This is a genomic window from Burkholderia sp. Bp8994 (genome assembly GCF_003853805.1).
Taxonomy (GTDB): domain Bacteria; phylum Pseudomonadota; class Gammaproteobacteria; order Burkholderiales; family Burkholderiaceae; genus Burkholderia.
In genome coordinates, this window is the sequence record NZ_QTQH01000005.1 from 118,828 (window position 1) to 141,748 (window position 22,921).

A 22,921-nucleotide genomic window follows, 5' to 3' on the forward strand; every position below is an offset into this window, starting at 1 on the left:
AAGACGGAACAGACCGAGGCCCGGAAACCATTCAGGACATGGAGACAAACGCAATGAACGAGAATCATGCTGTTCCGACTGCGCCGCCACGTATCCGGCGCGGACAACGTATTGCGCTCGCGCTGCTGATGGCGAGCGGGATCGTCAACTATCTCGACCGCGGCACGCTGGCCGTCGCGAGTTCGGCAATCCGGGGCGATCTCGGGCTGTCGCTCTCGCAGATGGGCTTGCTGCTGTCGGCGTTCTCGTGGAGCTACGCGCTGTGCCAGTTCCCGGTCGGCGGACTCGTCGATCGCATCGGGCCGCGCCGGCTGCTCGGCATCGGGCTGATCGTCTGGTCGCTCGCGCAGGCATCGGGCGGCATCGTGTCCACCTTCGGCTGGTTCATCGTCGCGCGCATCGTGCTGGGCATCGGCGAGGCGCCGCAGTTCCCGTCGGCGGCGCGGGTGGTGAGCAACTGGTTTCCGTTGCGCGCGCGCGGTACGCCGACCGGGATCTTCAACGCGGCGTCGCCGCTCGGCACCGCACTCGCGCCATTGCTGCTCGCGGTGCTCGTCGCATCGTTCAACTGGCGCTGGGCATTCGTCGTGACGGGTGCGCTCGGCCTCGTCGTCGCCGTCGTCTGGTTTGCGTTGTACCGCGATCCGGCGCGCGCGCAATTGACCGCGGCGGAACGCGCGTATCTCGATACCGATGCGCAGACGGCCGTCGCGATGCCGAAACTGACCTTCGCCGACTGGCGCAGCCTGTTTTCGCACGGCACGACCTGGGGCATGCTGCTCGGATTCTTCGGTTCCGTGTATCTGAACTGGGTCTACCTGACCTGGCTGCCGGGGTACCTGACGATGGAGCGTCACATGAGCCTCGTGCGCACCGGGTTTGCGGCATCCGTGCCGTTCCTGTGCGGGTTCGTCGGTTCGCTCGTTGCCGGCTGGCTCTCGGATCTGGTGACGCGCCGCAGCCGCTCGCCGGTCGTGAGCCGGCGCAACGCGGTGGTCGTCGCGATGCTCGGGATGGTCGCGTTCACGATTCCGGCCGCGCTCGTGCAGAGCAACACGGTCGCGCTCGCATGCATCTCGGTCGTGATCTTTCTCGCCAATGCGGCGTCGGCATGCTCGTGGGCGCTCGCGACGGCGGCCGCCCCGCCGAGCCGTGTCGCATCGCTCGGCGCGATCCAGAATTTCGGCGGTTTCATCGGCGGTGCGCTCGCGCCGATCCTGACGGGGGTCATCGCGCAGAGGTGGTCGTTCGTGCCCGCGCTGCTGACGGCGGCGGCAATCGCATTCGCCGGCGCGATGGCTTACCTGCTGCTGGTGCGCAAACCGATTCCCGAGCAGTCCGCGAGCGCCGCGCCCGGACCGCTGCCGGCCTGAGTCCGTCGGCTACACCCCCGTATTCACTGAAGGAAGGAGAAACAGATGCAACCACATCGGCAATCGAGCGCAACCATCGAGGGGATCGTACCGGTGATGCTGACGCCGTTCGACGACGCCGGCGCGATCGACTACGCGGGCCTCGAGCGACTCGTCGAATGGTATCTGGCGCACGGCTCGGATGCGCTGTTCGCGGTCGCGCAATCGAGCGAGATGCAATTCCTGAGTCTTGCCGAGCGTGCGGAACTCGCGCGTTTCGTGGTCGAGCGGGTGGCCGGGCGCGTGCCCGTCGTCGCGTCCGGGCACATCAGCGACGATCTGGATGCGCAGGTCGCCGAGCTGCGTGCCGCGGCGGAATCGGGGGCGCAGGGCGTCGTGCTCGTGACCAACCGCCTCGATCCGCAGCGCAAGGGCAGCGCGGCGCTTCTCGACCATCTTCACAAGCTGCTCGCCCGGTTGCCGTCGGATCTGCCGCTCGGTTTGTACGAATGTCCGGCGCCTTATCGGCGACTGCTGTCCGATGACGAACTGCGTGCGTGCATCGACACCGGCCGCTTCGTGATGTTGAAGGACGTGAGCTGCGATCTGGAGACGGTGAAGCGACGCGTCGCACTCGCCGCGGGGTCGCCGCTGAAGATCCTCAATGCGAACGCCGCGATCGCATGGGATGCGATGAAGGCGGGTTCGGCCGGTTTCAACGGCGTGTTCACCAACTTCCATCCCGACCTGTACCGATGGTTGCGCACGCAGGGCGGCTCGGATCCGGCGCTGGCCGACGAGTTGTCGACGTTCCTGGTGCTCTCGGCGGTGTCGGAAGCGCTGGGCTACCCGGCGCTTGCGAAGATCTATCACCAACGGATCGGCACGTTCGGATCGATTCGTTGCCGTGCGATCGACTACGACGTGCGCGAGCGCTTCTGGGCGCTCGACGCGGTGCTCGACAAGATCGTGTCCGGTACCGAGCATTTCCGTCGGCGGATCGCGGCGCGTTAGCGCAGCCGATACGGGCGCGGTGCATGAGTCGCGCGCCCGATGGAGAGCCGGGCGGCGTCGAATGTCGAACGTCGAACCGACGAAAAAAAACGCCGCGCGAGGCGGCGTTCTTCGGCAGTTACATGTTCGGATAATTCGGCCCGCCGCCGCCTTCCGGCGTGACCCACACGATGTTCTGCGTCGGGTCCTTGATGTCGCAGGTCTTGCAGTGCACGCAGTTCTGCGCGTTGATCACGAGGCGGTCGCTGCCGTCGTCGTTCTTCACGAACTCGTACACGGCCGCCGGGCAGAAGCGCGCCTCCGGTCCCGCGTAGGTGCGCAGGTTCACGTTCACCGGCACGCTCGCGTCCTTCAGCGTCAGGTGCGCCGGCTGGTTCTCCTCGTGGTTCGTGTTCGAGATGAACACCGACGACAGCCGGTCGAACGTCAGCTTGCCGTCCGGCTTCGGGTACTCGATCGGCGTGCACTGCGATGCCGGCTTCAGCATCTCGTGGTCCGCATGCTTGTGGTGCAGCGTCCACGGCACGTTGCCGCCCATCAACTTCTGCTCGAGCCCGACCATCAGCGTGCCGAGGTAGAGACCCTTCGCCATCCACTGCTTGAAGTTGCGCGCGCGGTACAGCTCCGTGTACAGCCACGATTGCCTGAAGGCGTCCGGATACGCGTTGAGCTCATCGCTCTGGCGACCGGCCTGCAACGCGTCGAACGCGGCGTCCGCCGCCAGCATGCCGGTCTTGATCGCCGCGTGGCTGCCCTTGATCCGCGATGCGTTCAGGAAGCCCGCGTCGTCGCCGATCAGCGCGCCGCCCGGGAACACCGTCTTCGGCAGCGACAGCAGGCCGCCGGCCGTGATCGCCCGCGCGCCGTACGACACACGCTTGCCGCCTTCCAGGAATGCGCGGATCGACGGGTGCGTCTTGTAGCGCTGGAACTCCTCGAACGGCGACAGGTACGGGTTCGTGTAGCCCAGGCCGACCACGAAGCCGACCACGACCTGGTTGTTGTCCATGTGATACAGGAACGAGCCGCCGTACGTATCGGACTTCAGCGGCCAGCCGGCCGTGTGGATCACGAGGCCCGGCTTGTGCTTCGCCGGATCGATTTCCCACAGTTCCTTGATGCCGATCCCGTACGCCTGCGGATCGGCGTTCGCGTCGAGCTTGAACTTCGAGATCAGTTGGCGGCCAAGATGACCGCGGCAGCCTTCGGCGAACAGCGTGTACTTCGCGTGCAGTTCCATGCCGAGCTGGAAGTTCTCGGTCGGCTCGCCGTCCTTGCCTACGCCCATGTTGCCGGTGGCGACGCCTTTCACGGAACCGTCGTCGTTGTAGAGAATCTCCGCGGCCGGGAAGCCCGGGAAGATCTCGACGCCCAGCGCTTCCGCCTGCTGGCCGAGCCAGCGCGTGACGTTGCCCAGCGAGATCACGTAGTTGCCGTGGTTCTTGAAGTTGTCGGGCAGCGCCCAGTTCGGCGTGGTGACCGCGCTGCTCTCGGACAGGAACAGGAAGCGGTCTTCGGTCACCTCGACGTTCAACGGCGCACCCTGTTCCTTCCAGTCGGGGAACAGCTCGGTGATCGCGCGCGGGTCCATCACCGCGCCCGACAGGATGTGCGCGCCGATCTCGGAACCCTTCTCGAGCACGCACACGCCGATCTCGGTGCCTTTCTCGGCGGCCAGCTGCTTGAGCCGGATCGCGGCCGACAGCCCGGCCGGGCCGCCGCCGACGATCACGACGTCGTATTCCATCGATTCGCGCGGGCCGTATTGCTCGATGAGGCTTGCGGGGGTCATTGGCGTTCCTCTAACCGTTAGAATGCTTTTATTCGGGAGCGTATTGTCTGCGAAACGAAACGCTTGCCGCAACAGCATGCGGATACATTAGCACGATCGTTCTATTTTATGTGCTAGGGTTATGCTGCGTGGGACAGGGCGCCCGCGGCGGCGAAACGACATCGAAAGGGGATGTGCAATGGGTCGATCGATCAATCTGGAAGGCAAGGTCGCGTTGGTCACGGGCGCATCGAGCGGCCTCGGGCAACGCTTTGCGCAGGTGCTGTCGCAGGCCGGCGCGAAGGTCGTGCTCGCGAGCCGCCGCGTCGAGCGCCTGAAGGAACTGCGCGCGGAGATCGAGGCGGCGGGCGGTGCCGCGCACGTGGTGTCGCTCGATGTCACCGACGTGCAGAGCATCAAGGCGGCCATCGCGCACGCGGAGACGGAAGCCGGCACGATCGACATCCTCGTGAACAATTCGGGCGTCTCGACGATGCAGAAGCTCGTCGACGTCACGCCGTCCGATTTCGAGTTCGTGTTCGACACCAATACGCGCGGCGCGTTTTTCGTCGCGCAGGAAGTCGCGAAGCGGATGATCATGCGCGCGAACGGCAACGGCAAACCGCCTTACCGGATCATCAACATCGCGTCGGTGGCGGGGCTGCGCGTGTTTCCGCAGATCGGGCTGTATGCGATGAGCAAGTCGGCGGTCGTGCAGATGACGCGCGCGATGGCGCTCGAATGGGGCCGCCACGGGATCAACGTCAACGCGATCTGTCCGGGCTATATCGATACCGAAATCAATCATTACCTGTGGGAAACCGAGCAGGGCCAGAAGCTGCAGTCGATGCTGCCGCGCCGGCGCGTCGGCAAGCCGCAGGATCTCGACGGGCTGTTGTTGTTGCTCGCGGCCGACGAGTCGCAGTTCATCAATGGCTCGATTATCTCCGCCGACGATGGCTTCGGCCTCGCCTGACTGGATGACATTCAGCAACAAAGAAGACTGCAATGAGCGAATATTCCCCCGTATTTGAAATGTCGATGCCGATCCGCTGGGGCGACATGGATGCGTTCGGCCACGTGAACAACACGGTCTATTTCCGCTACATGGAACAGGCGCGGATCTCGTGGTTCGAGGAACTCGGCATCGCGGGCGGCAACGGCGAGGGGCAGGGGCCCGTGATCGTCACGGCGTCGATGGAGTTCCTGAAGCAACTGCACTATCCGGGCGACGTGATCGCGAAGATGTCGGCCGCGAAGCCGGGCCGCAGCAGCTTCGACACCGGTTTCGAGCTGACGCGCGCGGACGATCCGCAGCACGTGTATGCGCGCGGCAACGCGCGCTGCGTGTGGGTCGACTACGCGCTCGGCAAGTCGGTGCCGCTGCCGCAACTGCTGCGCGATACGATCGAGCGCGCGCTCGCGGCGCAGGTCGGCTGAGCGCGACGGCGCCGAAGCCGGCGCCCGGTGTGTCGCCATTTCCCGATGATCTCCCGAATCGGCCGCTTCACGCGGCCGATTGCCATTCCGGGGCGCGTCTTACTGGCCGAGCAGGCGCTGCAGCAGCTCCGGCGTATTGTTCGTGCCGTACTTGCGCATCAGCCGCGCCCGATAGATGTCGACCGTGCGCGAACTGATGTCGAGCACGCGCCCGATCTGCTTGCTGGTCTTGCCGGTCGCGAGCTGCGCGGCGATCTCGCGTTCGCGCGGCGTCAGCTCGACGGCGACCCGGCGCGTCGCGCTCAAGTCCTCGAAGGTCCAGACGCCCGCCGCGAGCGGCGCGGTGCGGTCGAGCGCGCGGCCCGTCACGTGGCACCAGAACAGCTCGCCGTCGGCCCGTTTCATGATTCTGTCATCGGCGTAGGTGCCGTTCGCGATCATCACGCGCGAGATGCGCTCGCCGATGCGCTGGAATTCGTCCGGCGACGGATACAGCACCTCGTACGACTTGCCGATCAGATCGGCCCGCGCGCAGCGGAAGATCGCCGCGAGCGCGTCGTTGCAGTCCTCGATCACGCGGTCGCGCGACATCACGAGGCCGAGCGGCGCGAGGTGAAAGGCAGTCTGGTAATCGAGAGCGGGCATGGCGCGGGCAAGCGGAGGCAAATGCTTATGTATTTTTGCGTATTGTGCCGTATCGGCGTCACATCGTACCCTTTCAGGCATCTCGCGGCGGTTTGCCGCGATATAAAAACAGCGCGCCTCGACGCAGGTATCGCCGTGCATGCATAGAATGATGCGGCGGGCTTGCGGCCCAGTGGGCGCGTGAACCGGTTTTGCTGGTTTCCATAGAGGAAGGGACATACAGATGAACAAAGTCTATCCAAGCGCGGCCGCCGCGCTGGAAGGGATCGTCCGCGACGGACAGACCTTCGCGGTGGGCGGCTTCGGCCTGTGCGGGATTCCCGAGGCGCTGATCGCGGCGCTGCGCGATTCCGGCGTCAAGGGCATCACCTGCATCAGCAACAACGCAGGCGTCGACGGCTTCGGTCTCGGCCTGTTGCTGGAAACGCGCCAGATCCGGAAGATGATCTCGTCGTACGTCGGCGAGAACAAGGAGTTCGAGCGCCAGTACCTGGCCGGCGAACTCGAGCTCGAATTCACGCCGCAGGGCACGCTCGCCGAGAAGCTGCGCGCGGGCGGCGCCGGCATCCCCGCCTTTTTCACGAACACCGGCTACGGCACCGTGATCGCGGAAGGCAAGGAAACGCGCCAGTTCGGCGATCGCCACTACGTGCTCGAGCCGTCGCTGACGGCCGACGTCGCGCTGGTGAAGGCATGGAAGGCCGACAAGTCCGGCAACCTGATCTATCGCCGCACCGCGCGCAACTTCAACCCGATGTGCGCGATGGCGGGCAAGATCACCGTGGCGGAAGTCGAGGAGATCGTCGAGAACGGCGAACTCGATCCGGACCATGTCCACACGCCGGGGATCTTCGTGCAGCGCATCGTGCTGAACGCGACGCCCGAAAAACGCATCGAACAACGCGTCGTACGCGCGAAAGGAGACTGACATGGCCTGGAATCGTGACCAGATGGCCGCGCGCGCGGCGAAGGAACTGCAGGACGGCTTCTATGTGAACCTCGGCATCGGCCTGCCGACGCTCGTCGCGAACCACGTGCCGGAAGGCGTCGAAGTGTGGCTGCAGTCGGAGAACGGGCTGCTCGGCATCGGCCCGTCGCCGACCGAGGACGAGGTCGACGCCGACCTGATCAACGCCGGCAAGCAGACCGTCACGACGTTGCCGGGCTCGTCGATCTTCTCGTCGGCCGATTCGTTCGCGATGATTCGCGGCGGCCACATCAACCTCGCGATCCTCGGCGCGATGCAGGTCAGCAAGAAGGGCGACCTCGCGAACTGGATGATCCCGGGCAAGATGATCAAGGGGATGGGCGGCGCGATGGACCTCGTCGCGGGCGTGAAGCGCGTCGTCGTGCTGATGGAGCATGTCGCGAAGGGCGACCAGCACAAGATCCTCGACGAATGCAACCTGCCGCTGACGGGTGTCGGCGTGGTCGACCTGATCATCACCGATCTCGGCGTGATCGAAGTGACGCCGGCCGGCCTGAAGGTGCTCGAACTCGCCGACGGCGTAAGCGCGGAAGAGATCCAGGCAAAGACGGGCGCGCCGCTCGACGTGAGCGCGGTCGCGTAAGCGCCGGCCTTTCGTCTCGACGCTCGACGCCCCGCGTTCCCCTGTGGAACGCGGGGCGTTTTGTCATGACCGCATACGTCACCCGAATCACGCTAATCACGCGATCGCGCCGCCGCCGTCGATCAGCACCGTCGAGCCGGTTGCATAAGGCGTTGCCGCCAGATACACGATCGCATTCGCGACGTCCTCCGGCTGGCCCACGCGGCGTGCCGGGAGGCGCTGCGCGGCGCCCGCGTACATCGCGTCGCGCGCATCGGGGGCGAGCTTGTCCCACAGCGGCGTCGCGATCAGGCCCGGTGATACGGTATTCACCCGCACGGGCGACAGCTCGAGCGCAAGGCCGCGGGCGAGCGCCTCGAGTGCCGCGTTGATGGCCCCCTGCAGTACCGACGACGCGTTCGGTCGCACGCTTAGGTAGCCCGACACGAACGTCAGCGAACCGCCGGGTGCGATATCGATCGAGCGTGCGACGCGGTATGCGCCCCAGAACTTGCTGTCCATCGCGGCCTGCGCGTCGGCAAGCGGCAGCGCGCGGATCGGGCCTGTCGCTGTCTTCGCGGCCGAAATCACGACGTGGTCGAACTGGCCGGCGCGCGCGCAGAACGCATCGACGGCCGCCGTATCCGTGATGTCGAGCGCTTCGGTGCGTACTTGCGCGCCCGGCGCGGCATCTGCATCGACCCTGTCCGGGTTGCGCGATGCGATCGTCACGACAGCGCCGAGTCGTGCGAATGCGGTCGCGGCGGCGGCACCGATGCCGGAGCTGCCGCCGACGACGAGTACCTTCTTTCCGTGGAGTGAATCGTTCATGGTGGTCCTTCCGAGGTGAGGAGGTGAGCAGGTGAGCGCAATCCGGTCAGATCGTTTCGGCTTCGCGCAACGTCGACGGGCTGCGCAGGGCAAAGCGGGCGATGTCGTCCTTGCGCATGAAGGCAACGCCCGGATGCGATCGAGCGTAGTGCAGGAACGCGTCCCAGGCGCGGACCATCTGCGGCGTGCCGCTGATCCGGTCGTGCGCGCTGATCGACATCAATCGTCGCCGCTGGCCGGCTTCCGCGTACAACTGGTCGAAATCGAGCTTGATCTGCTCGAGAAACATCGTCGGCGAGTAATTGCGGCCTTCGATCAGCAGGATGTCGTTGTTGCGCAACGTGTATGGAACGACCGCGAAATCGCGGCCGTCGACGGTTTCGATGAAGGGCTCGTCGCGGCTGACGTCGTCGATGTGATACACGTAGCCGAGTTCCTGCAGCAGCGGCAGCGTGTGCGGTCCGCGCCGCAGCCAGTTGCAGTTGTAGCCGATCGGGCGCCGTCCCGTCGCCGCTTCGACCATGTCGCGGGCTTCGGTGAGGAAGCGGCGCTCGTCGTCGCGGCTCATCGCGAATTGCGACCGCCAGGTCGGGCCGTGCGCGGCCGCTTCGTGGCCGCGCGACACGATCTCGCGTGCCAGTTCGGGATGCCGGCGCACGGCTTCCCCGATCATGTGCGACGTGACCTTCACGCCATGCCGGTCCCACAGGTCGAGAAGACGCGGGATCCCCTCACGGTAGCCATATGCGAACCACGTGGCCGACGCGAGGTCGACCGGGACCGACGGTGGAAACTCGACGGACGGGAACGGGCTGTCCGCGCCCTTGGGCGGTTGTCCGCCGGCCTCGAACTGCATCGAGATCGAGATGGCGAGCCGCGTGTTGTCCGGCCAGAACCCGCTGGCGTTCGTCCCGGCAGCATCCGATATCGGCGCGGCAGTTGCCGACCGGGAGGCGCCCGCGGCCATCGCGATGCCGGCGGCCGCCCCGGCGCCTGCTTGTGCAAGAAACTTGCGGCGCGCCGGACGCATCGCCGAAGAATCGTAGTCGCTGTCAGTCATCGTCCCCTCCGTCAGCCGACGAGCCCGAGCTGACGCATCAGCGTCAGGTTGTCCTCGATGTGCCAGTTTTCCGCTATCCGACCTTGGACGATGCGGTAGATGTCGGTCGCGATGAAGTCGATCGCCTGTCCGCTTCCGGTCGTTCCGTTGAACGTGCCGGTGAAATGGCCGCGAAAGTGCAGGTGCACGACGACACGGTCGCCCGCCACGATCATCTGTTCGATGTCGCAATGCAGGTCCGGGATGGCCGTGCGCATCGTCCTGGACGCCGCGAGTGGCCCCGCTACGCCTTGTTCACGGCCGGCCGGCAACGTCCGGTCGACGAAATCGGCCGCGAGTGCAGCGCGGGCGAGGGTCGCATCACCGGTATCCCAGAACGTGCCGTAGCGACGCGCGGCGAGGATCTGCGCGCGCGCCTGCGTAGCCGGCACGTCGGTCGCGACGGTCAGGCCGTGTGGGTCGAGAAGGTCGGCGGCGCGGGCCGCGACAGGCGACAGCGCGGCGACGCAGGCCGCCGCGGCGATGACGCGGGTGATCGGGCGCACGTTCGAAGGAAGGATCGACATGGTTTCGGATGTCCTGTGAATGGCCTCGCGGGACGACGCGGAACAGGTATGGTAGGTTTCCGTTCTGAACACAAATACGGTCTAAAAGCGAATGGATTATTCGAAAAAAAGAAAGGGCGAGGCGAAGCGGGTGCCGCGATGCTGATCGACGATCTCCCGGCGCTCGATACCTTCGCGAGAATCGTGTCGGCCGGTAGCCTGTCCGCGGCGGCGCGCGAGCTGGACTTGTCGCTGTCCGTCGTCAGCAAGCGGCTCGCGCATCTCGAGTCGCAGCTCGGCGTGCGTCTGCTGCACCGGACGACGCGACAGCAGACGCTGACCGACGACGGTGCGCAGTTCCATGCGCAGGTGCTGCGCATCCTGGCCGAGGTCGATCGCGCCGAAACGCTGATGAGCGATCGTCGCGGCACGGTCAGCGGCGTGCTGCGCCTGACGGCGCCCGGCGAACTCGGCCGGCTGCGGATCGCGCCGCTCGTCGCCGCGTTTCAACGGCAACATCCGGAGTTGACCGTGCACCTGATGCTGACCGACGCGATCGTGGATCTGCTCGCGCAGGACATCGACGTTGCCGTGCGGATCGGCAGCCTCGCCGATTCGACGATGATCGCGCGCGAGCTGGCGCCGAATCATCGCGTGCTGTGCGCGTCGTCGAGCTATCTCGCCGTGCACGGGCTGCCGGCCCATCCCGCCGAGCTTCGCATGCACCGATGCATCGTGATGGGCGACCAGCCGCGTGCGGAGTGGCGGTTCGACGGTGTACAGGGCGCGGTTGCGGTCGAAGTGACGGCCGCGCTGCTGACGAACGACGGCGGTGCGGCTCGTACGTTGGCGCTGGAGGGCGCGGGCATCGCGCTGAAGTCGATCTGGGATGTCGGTGCCGACCTCGACGCGGGCCGGCTCGTCCGCGTGCTGCCGGCATTCGCCGCACCCGCGGCGCCGCTTCATGCAGTCTATCCCGGCGGGCGTCACGTGCCGTTGCGCGTGCGGGCGTTCATCGACTTCCTGCGCGAGCAGTTGCGCGCCTCGTGGCGCCGCGGCGCGTGAGCCGGTGCGAACGATGCGCCGGATGACCGCAGGCGCGTGACGACCCGCCGTTAAGAAGCGGTTTACAATCGTTTGCATCGGGTGGTGCAAGCATTGCCCGCCGCACCGTCCACGTTCGACAGGATGCCAACGATGCCAACAACCTCAGCGAATCCTCCGGTTCCCCGTCAGCGACGGGTGCAGTGTGCGAGCGCCGCAGGCCTTCACCACGTCGCCTATACCGAATGGGGCGACCCCGCCAATCCGCGCGTGCTGCTCTGCGTGCACGGCCTGACCCGTTCGGGGCGCGACTTCGACCGGCTCGCCGCCGCGCTGTCCGATACGTATCGCGTCGTCTGCCCCGACGTCGTCGGGCGCGGGCGCTCCGACTGGCTCGCCGATCCGCGGCTTTATGCGATTCCGCAGTACGTGGCCGACATGGTGACGCTGATCGCGCGGCTCGACGTCGAGTCGGTCGACTGGTTCGGCACGTCGATGGGCGGGCTGATCGGCATGGCGCTCGCGGGGCTGCCCGGTTCGCCGCTGCGCCGGATGATCGTCAACGACGTCGGCCCGCGCATCGAACCCGATTCGCTGACGCGCATCGGCGAATACCTCGGCGTGCAGCCGCGCTTCGCGACGGAGCAGGAGGGCATCGACTATCTGACGTCGCTGTCGCTGCCGTTCGGCGCATTGAGCGGCGACGAGTGGCGCGAGATCAACGGGCCGTTGCTGCGCGAGTTGCCCGACGGCGGCTGGACGATGCGCTACGATCCGCGCATCGCGGAGCCGTTCAAGGCGACGACGCCCGAACTGGCCGCGCTCGGCGAGGCCGCGCTGTGGCGCGCGATCGAGACCACCGATGCGTCGCTGCTGGTCGTGCGCGGCGAGCGTTCCGACCTGCTGTCGCGCGACACGGCGGCCGAGATGGTGCGGCGCGGCCGGCACGTGACGCAAGCCGAGATCCAGGACGCGGGCCATGCGCCGGCGTTCATCAGTGCCGACCAGATTGCGCTCGCCCGCCGGTTTTTCGTCGAAGGCGGCGCATAAACGCGTCATAATATGCGGTTCGGCGGCACGCGGGCCGTGTCGTCGCCGATACTTCACCTACTCACACGACCGGAACATTCCATGGCAGTCATTCGTCACCACGTCGGGGCCCGTCTCTCCGAAACCGCGATCCACAACGGTACCGTGTATCTGGCCGGCCAGATTGCCGAAGACACCACCCAGGACATCAAGGGCCAGACGCGCGAAGTGCTCGGCCACATCGACCGCCTGCTCGCCGAAGCGAACAGCGACAAGGCGCATCTGCTGTCGGTGCAGATCTACATTTCGGATCTCGCGAACTTCGAAGGCATGAATGCGGAGTGGGACGCGTGGGTCGCGCCCGGCAATACGCCGCCGCGCGCGACCGTCGAGGCGAAGCTCGCGGATCCGGCGCTGCTCGTCGAGATCGTTGTCGTCGCCGCGCAGCGGAGCTGAGCGAAGCATCACGATGACCGCAATACGCCAGGCCGTGCAATGACCGAGTCCGTTTCCGCTTCTTCCGTCGCGGCGCCGTCGTTCGACGACGTGCTCGCGTTCGTGCGCGAGCGGGCCGGCGACGCGCGCCTGTCGACGGGCGAGTTGCTCGCCGATCATTCGGCGGGCACGGCGTCGATCATGCGCACGCTGAACGTCGACCCGCACGCGATGCAGGCGGCTGCGCTGTTCGTGCTGACGCCGCACCTGAACGACCCGGAGCGGGAGTTGACCGAACGCTTCGGCGAAGAGGTTGCGCGGCTCGTATCCGACGTGCGCAAGCTGCTGCGGCTCGGCACCGTGAGCCTGCGCGCCGCGCAGAACGCGATGCCCGACGCCGGGCGCGACGCCGCGGAAGAGCGGCGCACGCAGATCGAGGCGCTGCGCAAGATGCTGCTCGCGTTCGCGCAGGACATCCGCGTGGTGCTGATCCGGCTGGCGTCGCGGCTGCAGTCGCTGCGCTACTACGCGGCGGCGAAGATCGACCCGCCCCCCGACGTCGCGCGCGAGACGCTCGAGATCTATGCGCCGCTCGCGAACCGTCTCGGTATCTGGCAACTGAAGTGGGAGCTCGAGGACCTCGCGTTCCGCTTCGAGGATCCGGTCACCTACAAGCGCATCGCCAAGCTGCTCGACGAAAAGCGCATCGAACGCGAGGCGTACGTCGCGCAGGCGATCGAGCGGCTGCAGCACGAACTGGCGGAAGCGCACATCCCGGCCGACGTGAGCGGTCGGCCGAAGCACATCTACAGCATCTGGCGCAAGATGCGCGGCAAGGAGCTCGACTTCTCCGAGCTGTACGACGTGCGCGCATTCCGCGTGATCGTGCCGGACATCAAGGATTGCTACGCGGTGCTCGGCATCGTGCATCACCTGTGGCAGCCGGTGCCGAAGGAATTCGACGATTACATCTCGCGTCCCAAGCCGAACGGCTACAAGTCGCTGCATACGGTCGTGATCGGCGACGACGGTCGCGCGTTCGAAGTACAGATCCGCACGCAGGAAATGCACCGCTTCGCGGAGTACGGCGTCGCCGCGCACTGGCGCTACAAGGAAGCGGGCGCGCGCGGCTATGGCGGCCAGTTCTCGGCGAGCGACAAGTACGACGAGAAGATCGCGTGGCTGCGCCAGCTGCTCGCATGGAAGGACGACGTCGAGGACGGCACCGAAGTCTCGGGCGACAAGGCGTGGGCGCAACTGCGCGAGACATCGCTCGACGACGACCATATCTACGTGCTGACGCCGCAGGCGCGCGTGATCGCGCTGCCGCAGGGCGCGACGCCGGTCGATTTCGCGTATCACCTGCACAGCGAGCTTGGCCATCGCTGCCGCGGCGCGCGCGTCGACGGCGTGATGGTGCCGCTGAACACGTCGCTCGCCAACGGCCAGACGGTCGAGATCGTCGCGGTGAAGGAGGGCGGGCCGTCGCGCGACTGGCTGAACCTGCAGCTCGGCTACCTGAAGAGCCCGCGCGCGCGACAGAAGGTGCGTGCGTGGTTCAACTCGATCGAGCAGGAAGAGAACATCGCGCATGGTCGCGCGCTCGTCGAAAAGACGCTGCAGCGCGAGGGCAAGACGTCGGTCAACCTCGACAATTTGGCCGCGAAGCTCGGCTTCAAGTCGCCCGATGAGTTGTTCTCGGTCGTCGGCAAGGAGGAATTCAGCCTGCGCAACGTCGAGCACGCGCTGTCCGATGCGCCGCCGCCCGACCATGCGCCCGAGGCGCCCGCCGATTTCGAGAAGCGCAGCAGCGGGGCGAGCGTCGCGCACGGCGCGTCGACCGGCGTGCTGGTGGTCGGTGTCGATGCGTTGCTGACGCAGCTTGCGCGCTGCTGCCGTCCGGCGCCGCCCGACCCGATCAGTGGTTTCGTGACGCGCGGCAAGGGGATGTCGATCCACCGCAGCGACTGCCCGACGTTCCGGCGGATGGCCGAGCGGGCGCCGGAGCGCGTACTGCAGACGACCTGGTCGGCCGACGTGCTGGGCGGCCGTGGTGTGTCCGTCTATCCGGTCGACCTGATGATCGAGGCGAGCGACAGGCAAGGCCTGCTGCGCGATATCTCTGAAGTGTTCGCGCGCGAGAAGATGAACGTGGTGGGCGTGAAGACGCAGAGCCGCCGCAACGCGGCATTCATGCAGTTCACGGTCGAGGTGTCGAATTCCGCGCAGGTGCAGCGGGCGTGCACGCTGCTCGGCGAAGTGCCGGGCGTCGTGCGGGCGGGGCGCAAGGCTTGATGTCCCTGTAATGGGGTTGGAGCCCGATCATTTTGCTGCGGCCGCATAAAAACGCTTGCCAAGTCTGCGTTGGCTCCATATAATCTTAGCTTCTCTAGGCTCGTAGCTCAGCTGGTTAGAGCACCACCTTGACATGGTGGGGGTCGTTGGTTCGAGTCCAATCGAGCCTACCAACGAATTGAGAATGCCCGGTTTTTCGGGTGTTCGATGAAGTAAATAACTCAACGCGAACAAGGCGAATACGGTTATGACACCGCGAACGTTGACCGAAACCTTTTCGGAGCGACGCTAGTCGAGGAACGTTTTCGCCCTTTCAGTTTGAGTGAAGTATCGAATGCGGCCCCTCGAAAGCGGGGCCGCATTTTTTTTGTCGCGAAATTTTCGCGCGTGACTTTGATATCGCGTGCTTGGTTTGCCGCCCACTGTCGGCATCACGGAGATTGCTATGGTTTCGATACGCTTGCCTGACGGCTCAGTTCGACAATACGAGCATCCGGTGACAGTTGCCGAGGTTGCGGCCTCGATCGGTCCCGGCCTTGCGAAGGCTGCGCTTGGTGGCAAGCTCGATGGCGAGCTGGTCGATACGTCCACGGTCATCGATCGCGACGCATCGCTCGCGATCGTCACGGACAAGGATGCCGACGGTCTCGACATCATTCGTCACTCGACCGCGCACTTGCTCGCCTATGCGGTGAAGGATCTGTATCCGGATGCGCAGGTGACGATCGGTCCGGTGATCGACAACGGCTTCTATTACGACTTCTCGTACAACCGCCCGTTTACGCCTGAAGATCTGGAAAAGATCGAAAAGCGCATGCAGGAACTCGCGAAGAAGGACGAGCCGGTGACGCGCCGCGTCGTATCGCGCGACGAGGCGGCCGGCTATTTCCGCAGCCTCGGCGAGAAGTACAAGGCCGAGATCATCGAATCGATTCCGCAAAGTGACGAAATCAAGCTGTACTCGCACGGCGGCTTCACCGACCTCTGCCGCGGCCCGCACGTGCCGTCGACCGGCAAGCTGAAGGTCTTCAAGCTGATGAAGGTCGCGGGCGCGTACTGGCGCGGCGACTCGAAGAACGAGCAGCTGCAGCGCATCTACGGGACGGCCTGGACGAAGAAGGAAGACCAGGATCAATACCTGCACATGCTCGAGGAAGCGGAAAAGCGCGACCACCGCAAGCTCGGCAAGCAACTCGACCTGTTCCACATGCAGGAAGAGTCGCCGGGCATGGTGTTCTGGCATCCGAAGGGCTGGGCGCTGTGGCAGCAGGTCGAGCAGTACATGCGCCGCCGCGTGAACGAAGCCGGCTACCTCGAGATCAAGACGCCGATGATCATGGACCGCTCGCTGTGGGAAGCGTCGGGCCACTGGCAGAACTACCGCGAGAACATGTTCACGACGGAGTCGGAGAAGCGCGACTACGCGATCAAGCCGATGAACTGTCCGGGGCACGTCCAGGTGTTCAAGCACGGCCTGCGCTCGTACCGCGACCTGCCGCTGCGCTACGCGGAATTCGGTTCGTGCCATCGCAACGAGGCGTCGGGCGCGCTGCATGGCCTGATGCGCGTGCGCGGCTTCGTGCAGGACGATGCGCACATCTTCTGTACGGAAGACCAGTTCATTTCGGAATCGATCGCGTTCAACACGCTGGCCATGAGCGTGTACAAGGACTTCGGTTTCGATCACATCGACATCAAGCTGTCGCTGCGTCCCGAGCAGCGTGCGGGCACGGACGAGACGTGGGATCGCGCGGAGCAGGGCCTGCGCGACGCGCTGACGGCCTGCGGCCTCACGTGGGAAGAGTTGCCGGGTGAAGGCGCGTTCTACGGCCCGAAGATCGAGTACCACATCAAGGATGCACTCGGCCGTTCGTGGCAGTGCGGCACGCTGCAGCTCGACATGGTCCTGCCGGAGCGCCTCGGCGCCGAGTACGTTGCGGAAGACAACAGCCGCCGCCGGCCGGTGATGTTGCACCGCGCGATCGTCGGTTCGATGGAGCGTTTCCTCGGCATTTTGATCGAGCACCATGCTGGTGCAATGCCCGTCTGGCTCGCGCCGTTCCAGGCAATTGTGCTCAATATCGCCGAAAGTCAGGCCGAATATGCGCAGTCCCTGGCCCAATCGTTGCAAAAACAAGGGGTTAGAGTGGCGGCCGATTTGCGCAACGAGAAGATTAGCTATAAAATACGCGAGCACACGCTGGAAAAGGTGCCTTATCTCCTCGTCGTGGGCGATAAGGAGCGTGATGCGCAAACGGTAGCCGTGCGTGCCCGTGGCGGCGTCGATCTTGGCGTTATGCCGATCGAAGCCTTCGTTGAGCGTCTGCAGGAAGACCTGCGCTCGTTCAAGTAACCGCCCTGGCAGCGCGGCTCGTTTTTTTAATTTTTAGAGGAAACGTAACATCGCTACTGATAAGTCGTCGCACCGCATCAACGGTGAAATCACTGCGCCGGAAGTGCGTCTGGTCGGGATCGAGAACGAACCGCTCGGTATCGTAAAACTCGCTGATGCTTTCCGTAAATCGGAAGAACTGGATGTTGACCTGGTGGAAATCGCGCCGCAAGCGGTTCCGCCGGTTTGCCGTCTGATGGATTACGGCAAGTTCAAGTACCAGGAATCGAAGAAGCAGCACGAAGCGAAGCTGAAGCAAAAGGTCATCCAGGTGAAGGAAGTCAAATTCCGCCCGGGTACCGATGACGGTGACTACAACGTCAAGCTTCGCAATCTCGTGCGCTTCCTCGAAGAGGGCGACAAGACGAAGATCACGTTGCGTTTCCGCGGCCGCGAAATGGCTCACCAGGAGATCGGCATGCGGATGCTTGAGCGTCTGCGCACGGATCTCGAGGAAGTCGGCCAGGTCGAGCAGATGCCGAAGATGGAAGGGCGCCAGATGATCATGGTGCTCTCGCCGAAGAAAAAGAAGTAACGGGCCTGCGCGCCACGCGCGCAGGTTCGAAAGTGGTTCGGTGCGTGGCCCGGTCAGGGCGGCGCACCAACAATGACGGCGGCTGCGCAAGCGGTTCGCCGTACACAAGTGGACTGGGTTTCGAAGGGCGGGTCAAGGGCGCAAGCCAACCGCACACCCATCGCCATCAAATAAACTGGAGTTGTTCGTCATGCCTAAGATGAAGACCAAGAAGAGTGCTGCAAAGCGCTTCGTGGTGCGTCCGGGCGGTACCGTCAAGCGCGGTCAAGCCTTCAAGCGTCACATCCTGACCAAGAAAACCACGAAGAACAAGCGTCACCTGCGCGGCGCAACGGCAGTTCATGATTCCGATCTGAACTCCGTCCGCGCAATGCTGCCGTTCGCGTAACCCCTCAACTGATACTCCAAGGAGAGAAACATGCCTCGAGTCAAACGTGGGGTAACCGCACGGGCCCGCCACAAGAAGATCATCAACCTGGCCAAGGGTTATCGCGGCCGTCGCAATAACGTCTACCGCATCGCCAAGCAGGCGGTGATGCGCGCTGGTCAGTACGCGTACCGCGATCGCCGCAACAAGAAGCGTGTGTTCCGCGCACTGTGGATCACGCGTATCAACGCGGCAGTTCGCCAGCACGACATGACCTACAGCGTGTTCATCAACGGCCTGAAGAAGGCGTCGATCGAACTCGACCGTAAGGTTCTGGCCGACATGGCGGTGTTCGACAAGGCTGCTTTTGCTGCGATCGTCAAGCAGGTGAAAGCCGCCGTTGCAGCCTAATTGCGAAATTAGCACTGCGTGGTTAGTTGCAGCGACGTTCCGGTAGTCTCGGCCGCTGCAGCGAAAACGGGGCTCTTCCGAGCCCCTTTTTTGTTTGGTGGAGCAGTTTCGCTCGCCAAGACCGAATGACGTTGGAAATGATGGGATCTATGGATCTGGACCAGATTGTCGCCGACGCGCAGCAGTCCTTCGAACAGGCTGCCGACATCACCACGCTCGAAAACGAGAAAGCACGCTTTCTCGGCAAGTCGGGTGCGCTGACCGAGTTGCTCAAGGGCCTCGGCAAGCTCGATCCCGAAGCACGCAAGACCGAAGGCGCACGCATCAACGTCGCGAAGCAGCAGGTTGAAGCCGCGCTGACCGCACGCCGCCAGGCGCTCGCCGACGCGCTGTTGAACCAGCGCCTCGCCGCCGAGGCGATCGACGTGACGCTGCCGGGCCGCGGCGCCGGCGCAGGCAGCCTGCACCCCGTGATGCGCACGTGGGAGCGCGTCGAACAGATTTTCCGCTCGATCGGCTTCGACGTGGCCGACGGTCCCGAAATCGAGACCGACTGGTACAACTTCACGTCGCTGAACAGCCCGGAGAACCATCCGGCGCGTTCGATGCAGGACACCTTCTACGTCGAAGGCAAGGATGCCGACGGCCGCCAGCTGCTGCTGCGCACGCACACGAGCCCGATGCAGGTGCGTTACGCGCGCATGAACCGCCCGCCGATCAAGGTGATCGCGCCGGGCCGCACGTATCGCGTCGACAGCGATGCGACCCACTCGCCGATGTTCAATCAGGTCGAGGGGCTGTGGATCGACGAGAACATCAGCTTCGCCGACCTCAAGGGCGTCTATACCGACTTCCTGAAGAAATTCTTCGAGCGCGACGACATCCTCGTGCGCTTCCGCCCGTCGTATTTCCCGTTTACGGAACCGTCGGCCGAGATCGACATGATGTTCGAGCACGGCAAGAACGCCGGCAAATGGCTCGAGATCTCGGGCTCGGGGCAGGTGCATCCGACCGTGATCCGCAACATGGGCCTCGATCCCGAGCGCTACATCGGCTTTGCGTTCGGCAGCGGCCTCGAGCGCCTGACGATGCTGCGCTACGGCGTGCAGGATCTCCGGCTGTTCTTCGAGAACGACCTGCGTTTCCTGCGCCAGTTCGCATAACGCACGCGCCGCGCCGACATGTGCCCGCGCATGCCCCGCCGGACGTTTCCGATGGGGGCCGGGCGCCGATCTAACCTGTTTCGAACGTAGACATCCATGCAATTCCCTGAATCCTGGTTGAGAACCTTTGTCGACCCGCAGCTGACGACCGACGAACTGTCGCACGCGCTGACGATGGCGGGGCTCGAAGTCGAATCGCTGAGCAAGGCTGCGCCGCCGACATCGAAGATCGTCGTCGGCCGCGTGCTCGAAGTCGTCAAGCATCCGGATGCGGACAAGCTCAATGTCTGCCAGGTCGACGCCGGCACCGGCGCGACGCTGAATATCGTGTGCGGCGCACCGAACGTGGCGCCCGGCATCAAGGTGCCGGTCGCGCTGGTCGGCGCGGAACTGCCGCCGGCAGAAGAGGGCGGCAAGCCGTTCGCGATCAAGCTGTCGAAGCTGCGCGGCGTGGAGAGCCAGGGGATGCTGTGCTCGGCGCGCGAGCTGAAGCTGTCCGAGGACCACAGCGGCCTGCTGATCCTGCCGGAAGACACGCCGGTCGGCCAGGACATCCGCGATACGCTCAATCTCGACGACACGATCTTCGAAATCAAGCTGACGCCGAACAAGGCCGATTGCCTGTCGGTGTTCGGCATCGCGCGCGAGACGGCCGCGATCACCGGCGCGCCGCTGACGCCGGTCGATATCCGTCCGGTGCGCGTCGAGCTCGACGAAACGCTGCCCGTGCGCATCGCTGCGCCCGATCTGTGCGGCCGCTTCTCGGGTCGCGTGATCCGCGGCGTGAACGCGCATGCGAAGACGCCGCAATGGATGGTCGAGCGCCTCGAGCGTTCGGGCCAGCGCAGCGTGTCGGCGCTCGTCGACATCTCGAACTACGTGATGTTCGAGCTCGGCCGTCCGTCGCACGTGTTCGATCTGGACAAGATCCACGGCGGCATCGAAGTGCGCTGGGGCAAGCGCGGCGAGTCGCTGAAGCTGCTGAACGGCAACACGGTCGAGCTCGACGAAACGGTCGGCGTGATTGCGGACGACCGTCAGGTCGAAAGCCTCGCGGGCATCATGGGCGGCGACAGCACGGCCGTCACGCTCGATACGACCAACATCTACCTGGAAGCCGCGTTCTGGTGGCCGGACAGCATCCGTGGCCGCGCGCGCAAGTACAACTTCTCGACCGATGCGGCCCATCGGTTCGAGCGCGGCGTCGACTACGCGACGACCGTCGAACACGTCGAGCGCATCACGCAGCTGATTCTCGAGATCTGCGGCGGCAAGGCCGGCCCGGTCGACGACCAGGCAGTGAACCTGCCGCAGCGTGCGCCGGTGAAGATGCGCGTATCGCGCGCGAACCGCATCATCGGCGTGAAGATCGACGCCGACGAGATCGCGAACATCTTCACGCGCCTGCGCCTGCCGTTCGAGCGTGACGACGACGCGTTCCTGGTCACGCCGCCGTCGCACCGCTTCGACATCGAGATCGAGGAAGACCTGATCGAGGAAGTGGCGCGCATTTACGGTTTCGAGAAGATTCCCGCGCGTCCGCCGGTCGCGACGAGCGAGATGCGCGCGACCAACGAGACGCGGCGCTCGATCCACGATATCCGTCACGCGCTCGCGGCGCGCGACTATGCGGAAACGGTCAACTTCAGCTTCGTCGATGCGGAGTGGGAGCACGACTTCGCCGGCAACGACAATCCGATCCGCCTGCTGAACCCGATCGCGAGCCAGCTGTCGGTGATGCGCACGACGCTGTTCGGCAGCCTGATCTCCGTGCTGCGCCACAACCTGAACCGTCGCGCGGATCGCGTGCGCGTGTTCGAGACGGGGCGCGTGTTCCTCGCGGATTCGTCGGTGAAGGCCGGCGAGTTGACCGTCGAAGGCTACACGCAACCGAAGCGTGTCGGCGCGCTCGCGTACGGCCCGGCAGTCGACGAGCAGTGGGGCGTCGCGACCCGCGCGGTCGATTTCTTCGACGTGAAGGGTGACCTCGAGGCACTGCTCGCGCCGGCCGCCGCGCGCTTCGTGAAGGCCGAGCATCCGGCCCTCCATCCGGGCCGCAGCGCACGCATCGAAGTGGATGGCCGCGCGGTCGGCTGGATCGGCGAGCTGCATCCGCGCCTGATGCAGAAGTACGAGCTGCCGCACGCGCCGGTGATGTTCGAAATCGACGCGGATGCGCTGATCGCGCGTGCACTGCCGGCGCCGACCGACGTGTCGAAATTCCCGCCGGTACGGCGCGATATCGCCGTTGTCGTCGATCAGGCGGTCGAGGTTCAGGCACTTTTCGATGAAATGAAGAAGGCGCTGGCCGAAGACGCCTGCCGATTCGTTCAGAAGGTTGTACTCTTCGACGAATTTCGTGCAAAATCAAATACTTCCGGTGGTCTTGCCGCGCACGAGAAGAGCCTTGCCTTCCGCGTGACGCTGCAGGATGCGGCTGGCACGCTACAGGACGAGGTCGTCGATCAGGCGATCCAGACGCTGGTCGAGCGGATGGCTCGTGCGGGTGCCCGCCTGCGCGGCTAAGGAGAGGAGCCGCCCGTTCGCGGGTGGCGCTTCCCCATCGTGAGTTTTGGTTTAACGCGCTGTATGGCAGATATGAACGACATGACCTCGAGTGAATTCGAAGCCCTCCTGACGGCGCAACGCAGCGCCATGAACCGCGACGCTTCGGCGCCGGCGTCCACCGAGACGCCGACGCTGACGAAAGCGGAGCTGGCGGAGCTGCTGTTCGACAGCGTCGGGCTGAACAAGCGTGAAGCGAAGGACATGGTCGAGGCGTTTTTCGAAGTGATCCGCGACGCGCTCGAAAACGGCGAAAGCGTCAAGCTGTCGGGGTTCGGCAACTTCCAGCTGCGCGACAAGCCGCAGCGTCCGGGCCGCAACCCGAAGACGGGCGAGGCGATTCCGATCGCGGCCCGCCGGGTGGTAACCTTCCACGCGAGCCAGAAGCTGAAGGCGCTGGTCGAAAACGGCGCGGAGTAACGCCCGCGCGCCGAAGTCTCCGCGCGGCCGCCGCGCATTCTTTACCGACGGTTAACC

General features: G+C 65.0%; 22 protein-coding genes and 1 tRNA gene. 18 read left to right on the forward strand and 5 right to left on the reverse strand.

The window, feature by feature from the left end:
- Positions 1 to 53 precede the first annotated feature (53 nt).
- Together DIE04_RS06715 and DIE04_RS06720 are read left to right on the forward strand one after the other, a co-directional pair.
- On the forward strand, positions 54 to 1,373 hold the full coding sequence (locus tag DIE04_RS06715) for an MFS transporter (RefSeq protein WP_124488978.1): 1,320 nt from the start codon (positions 54 to 56) through the stop codon (positions 1,371 to 1,373).
- 45 nt (positions 1,374 to 1,418) lie between these two features.
- Positions 1,419 to 2,366, forward strand: a complete 948-nt coding sequence (locus DIE04_RS06720; RefSeq protein WP_044846060.1) for a dihydrodipicolinate synthase family protein — start codon at positions 1,419 to 1,421, stop codon at positions 2,364 to 2,366.
- A 118-nt stretch (positions 2,367 to 2,484) separates the two neighbouring features.
- On the opposite strand, the gene DIE04_RS06725 is transcribed toward DIE04_RS06720, so the two are convergent.
- Positions 2,485 to 4,158: an electron transfer flavoprotein-ubiquinone oxidoreductase gene (locus DIE04_RS06725; RefSeq protein WP_124572944.1), complete on the reverse strand. Its 1,674-nt coding sequence runs from the start codon at positions 4,156 to 4,158 to the stop codon at positions 2,485 to 2,487.
- A 178-nt stretch (positions 4,159 to 4,336) separates the two neighbouring features.
- Between DIE04_RS06725 and DIE04_RS06730 the strand changes: the two genes are divergently transcribed.
- Together DIE04_RS06730 and DIE04_RS06735 are read left to right on the forward strand one after the other, a co-directional pair.
- The gene (locus DIE04_RS06730; RefSeq protein WP_044846058.1) at positions 4,337 to 5,113 is read left to right on the forward strand and encodes an SDR family oxidoreductase; all 777 of its coding nucleotides are present in this window, start codon (positions 4,337 to 4,339) and stop codon (positions 5,111 to 5,113) included.
- A gap of 32 nt (positions 5,114 to 5,145) precedes the next feature.
- Entirely contained in the window at positions 5,146 to 5,577 is a 432-nt protein-coding gene (locus tag DIE04_RS06735; protein WP_044846057.1) for a thioesterase family protein, read from the forward strand.
- Between the two features lie 99 nt (positions 5,578 to 5,676).
- Here DIE04_RS06735 and DIE04_RS06740 read toward each other — a convergent pair whose 3' ends face one another.
- Positions 5,677 to 6,222, reverse strand: a complete 546-nt coding sequence (locus DIE04_RS06740) for a LuxR C-terminal-related transcriptional regulator (protein ID WP_044846056.1) — start codon at positions 6,220 to 6,222, stop codon at positions 5,677 to 5,679.
- Between the two features lie 223 nt (positions 6,223 to 6,445).
- On the opposite strand from DIE04_RS06740, the gene DIE04_RS06745 reads away from it, so the two are divergent.
- The gene (locus tag DIE04_RS06745) at positions 6,446 to 7,150 is read left to right on the forward strand and encodes a CoA transferase subunit A (RefSeq protein ID WP_044846055.1); all 705 of its coding nucleotides are present in this window, start codon (positions 6,446 to 6,448) and stop codon (positions 7,148 to 7,150) included.
- A 1-nt stretch (position 7,151) separates the two neighbouring features.
- Positions 7,152 to 7,793: a CoA transferase subunit B gene (locus DIE04_RS06750; protein ID WP_124488883.1), complete on the forward strand. Its 642-nt coding sequence runs from the start codon at positions 7,152 to 7,154 to the stop codon at positions 7,791 to 7,793.
- 96 nt (positions 7,794 to 7,889) lie between these two features.
- Here the strand turns inward: DIE04_RS06750 and DIE04_RS06755 are convergent, their stop codons facing one another.
- From DIE04_RS06755 to DIE04_RS06765, 3 genes are read right to left on the reverse strand one after another with little or no spacing between them, the layout of a single operon-like run.
- Positions 7,890 to 8,603, reverse strand: coding sequence for an SDR family oxidoreductase (locus DIE04_RS06755; protein ID WP_124522521.1), 714 nt, complete (start codon positions 8,601 to 8,603; stop codon positions 7,890 to 7,892).
- Between the two features lie 46 nt (positions 8,604 to 8,649).
- Positions 8,650 to 9,663 carry a polysaccharide deacetylase family protein gene (locus DIE04_RS06760; protein WP_124522523.1) on the reverse strand — a complete coding sequence of 338 codons (1,014 nt, stop codon included), beginning with the start codon at positions 9,661 to 9,663 and terminating at the stop codon, positions 8,650 to 8,652.
- 11 nt (positions 9,664 to 9,674) lie between these two features.
- Complete coding sequence (locus DIE04_RS06765) at positions 9,675 to 10,229, reverse strand: ester cyclase (protein ID WP_124522525.1); 555 nt, start codon at positions 10,227 to 10,229, stop codon at positions 9,675 to 9,677.
- A gap of 138 nt (positions 10,230 to 10,367) precedes the next feature.
- Here DIE04_RS06765 and DIE04_RS06770 point away from each other — a divergent pair, with 138 nt between their 5' ends.
- The 12 genes from DIE04_RS06770 to DIE04_RS06830 all read left to right on the forward strand — a co-directional run bounded on the left by DIE04_RS06770 (position 10,368) and on the right by DIE04_RS06830 (position 22,864).
- On the forward strand, positions 10,368 to 11,273 hold the full coding sequence (locus tag DIE04_RS06770; RefSeq protein WP_124488887.1) for a LysR family transcriptional regulator: 906 nt from the start codon (positions 10,368 to 10,370) through the stop codon (positions 11,271 to 11,273).
- A gap of 132 nt (positions 11,274 to 11,405) precedes the next feature.
- A complete protein-coding gene (locus DIE04_RS06775) occupies positions 11,406 to 12,302 on the forward strand; it encodes an alpha/beta fold hydrolase (RefSeq protein WP_124488888.1) in 897 nt (298 codons plus the stop codon).
- 81 nt (positions 12,303 to 12,383) lie between these two features.
- Positions 12,384 to 12,737 (forward strand): RidA family protein, encoded by a 354-nt coding sequence (locus DIE04_RS06780; protein WP_006758848.1) that lies wholly within the window; start codon positions 12,384 to 12,386, stop codon positions 12,735 to 12,737.
- A gap of 39 nt (positions 12,738 to 12,776) precedes the next feature.
- On the forward strand, positions 12,777 to 15,011 hold the full coding sequence (locus DIE04_RS06785) for a bifunctional (p)ppGpp synthetase/guanosine-3',5'-bis(diphosphate) 3'-pyrophosphohydrolase (protein ID WP_044846048.1): 2,235 nt from the start codon (positions 12,777 to 12,779) through the stop codon (positions 15,009 to 15,011).
- A gap of 96 nt (positions 15,012 to 15,107) precedes the next feature.
- Positions 15,108 to 15,184 (forward strand) — tRNA-Val (locus tag DIE04_RS06790).
- Positions 15,185 to 15,456: 272 nt separating this feature from the next.
- A complete protein-coding gene (thrS, locus tag DIE04_RS06800) occupies positions 15,457 to 17,364 on the forward strand; it encodes a threonine--tRNA ligase (RefSeq protein ID WP_124522527.1) in 1,908 nt (635 codons plus the stop codon).
- A gap of 49 nt (positions 17,365 to 17,413) precedes the next feature.
- A complete protein-coding gene (infC, locus tag DIE04_RS06805; protein WP_071734130.1) occupies positions 17,414 to 17,938 on the forward strand; it encodes a translation initiation factor IF-3 in 525 nt (174 codons plus the stop codon).
- A 190-nt stretch (positions 17,939 to 18,128) separates the two neighbouring features.
- Complete coding sequence (rpmI, locus tag DIE04_RS06810; RefSeq protein WP_004191477.1) at positions 18,129 to 18,326, forward strand: 50S ribosomal protein L35; 198 nt, start codon at positions 18,129 to 18,131, stop codon at positions 18,324 to 18,326.
- Between the two features lie 30 nt (positions 18,327 to 18,356).
- A complete protein-coding gene (gene rplT / locus DIE04_RS06815; protein WP_004192938.1) occupies positions 18,357 to 18,716 on the forward strand; it encodes a 50S ribosomal protein L20 in 360 nt (119 codons plus the stop codon).
- 149 nt (positions 18,717 to 18,865) lie between these two features.
- A complete protein-coding gene (gene pheS, locus DIE04_RS06820) occupies positions 18,866 to 19,879 on the forward strand; it encodes a phenylalanine--tRNA ligase subunit alpha (protein ID WP_006753318.1) in 1,014 nt (337 codons plus the stop codon).
- 96 nt (positions 19,880 to 19,975) lie between these two features.
- Complete coding sequence (gene pheT, locus DIE04_RS06825; protein ID WP_124488890.1) at positions 19,976 to 22,405, forward strand: phenylalanine--tRNA ligase subunit beta; 2,430 nt, start codon at positions 19,976 to 19,978, stop codon at positions 22,403 to 22,405.
- A 72-nt stretch (positions 22,406 to 22,477) separates the two neighbouring features.
- Complete coding sequence (locus DIE04_RS06830) at positions 22,478 to 22,864, forward strand: integration host factor subunit alpha (protein ID WP_006486093.1); 387 nt, start codon at positions 22,478 to 22,480, stop codon at positions 22,862 to 22,864.
- The last annotated feature ends 57 nt before the right edge of the window (positions 22,865 to 22,921 follow it).

What these genes read in the sequence shown, in the direction of transcription:
- DIE04_RS06715 (WP_124488978.1), top strand. Translation starts at nt 54, where the DNA reads ATGAACGAGAATCATGCTGTTCCGACTGCGCCGCCACGTATCCGGCGC.
- DIE04_RS06720 (WP_044846060.1), top strand. Translation starts at nt 1,419, where the DNA reads ATGCAACCACATCGGCAATCGAGCGCAACCATCGAGGGGATCGTACCG.
- DIE04_RS06725 (WP_124572944.1), bottom strand. Translation starts at nt 4,158, where the DNA reads ATGACCCCCGCAAGCCTCATCGAGCAATACGGCCCGCGCGAATCGATG.
- DIE04_RS06730 (WP_044846058.1), top strand. Translation starts at nt 4,337, where the DNA reads ATGGGTCGATCGATCAATCTGGAAGGCAAGGTCGCGTTGGTCACGGGC.
- DIE04_RS06735 (WP_044846057.1), top strand. Translation starts at nt 5,146, where the DNA reads ATGAGCGAATATTCCCCCGTATTTGAAATGTCGATGCCGATCCGCTGG.
- DIE04_RS06740 (WP_044846056.1), bottom strand. Translation starts at nt 6,222, where the DNA reads ATGCCCGCTCTCGATTACCAGACTGCCTTTCACCTCGCGCCGCTCGGC.
- DIE04_RS06745 (WP_044846055.1), top strand. Translation starts at nt 6,446, where the DNA reads ATGAACAAAGTCTATCCAAGCGCGGCCGCCGCGCTGGAAGGGATCGTC.
- DIE04_RS06750 (WP_124488883.1), top strand. Translation starts at nt 7,152, where the DNA reads ATGGCCTGGAATCGTGACCAGATGGCCGCGCGCGCGGCGAAGGAACTG.
- DIE04_RS06755 (WP_124522521.1), bottom strand. Translation starts at nt 8,603, where the DNA reads ATGAACGATTCACTCCACGGAAAGAAGGTACTCGTCGTCGGCGGCAGC.
- DIE04_RS06760 (WP_124522523.1), bottom strand. Translation starts at nt 9,663, where the DNA reads ATGACTGACAGCGACTACGATTCTTCGGCGATGCGTCCGGCGCGCCGC.
- DIE04_RS06765 (WP_124522525.1), bottom strand. Translation starts at nt 10,229, where the DNA reads ATGTCGATCCTTCCTTCGAACGTGCGCCCGATCACCCGCGTCATCGCC.
- DIE04_RS06770 (WP_124488887.1), top strand. Translation starts at nt 10,368, where the DNA reads ATGCTGATCGACGATCTCCCGGCGCTCGATACCTTCGCGAGAATCGTG.
- DIE04_RS06775 (WP_124488888.1), top strand. Translation starts at nt 11,406, where the DNA reads ATGCCAACAACCTCAGCGAATCCTCCGGTTCCCCGTCAGCGACGGGTG.
- DIE04_RS06780 (WP_006758848.1), top strand. Translation starts at nt 12,384, where the DNA reads ATGGCAGTCATTCGTCACCACGTCGGGGCCCGTCTCTCCGAAACCGCG.
- DIE04_RS06785 (WP_044846048.1), top strand. Translation starts at nt 12,777, where the DNA reads ATGACCGAGTCCGTTTCCGCTTCTTCCGTCGCGGCGCCGTCGTTCGAC.
- thrS (WP_124522527.1), top strand. Translation starts at nt 15,457, where the DNA reads ATGGTTTCGATACGCTTGCCTGACGGCTCAGTTCGACAATACGAGCAT.
- rpmI (WP_004191477.1), top strand. Translation starts at nt 18,129, where the DNA reads ATGCCTAAGATGAAGACCAAGAAGAGTGCTGCAAAGCGCTTCGTGGTG.
- rplT (WP_004192938.1), top strand. Translation starts at nt 18,357, where the DNA reads ATGCCTCGAGTCAAACGTGGGGTAACCGCACGGGCCCGCCACAAGAAG.
- pheS (WP_006753318.1), top strand. Translation starts at nt 18,866, where the DNA reads ATGGATCTGGACCAGATTGTCGCCGACGCGCAGCAGTCCTTCGAACAG.
- pheT (WP_124488890.1), top strand. Translation starts at nt 19,976, where the DNA reads ATGCAATTCCCTGAATCCTGGTTGAGAACCTTTGTCGACCCGCAGCTG.
- DIE04_RS06830 (WP_006486093.1), top strand. Translation starts at nt 22,478, where the DNA reads ATGAACGACATGACCTCGAGTGAATTCGAAGCCCTCCTGACGGCGCAA.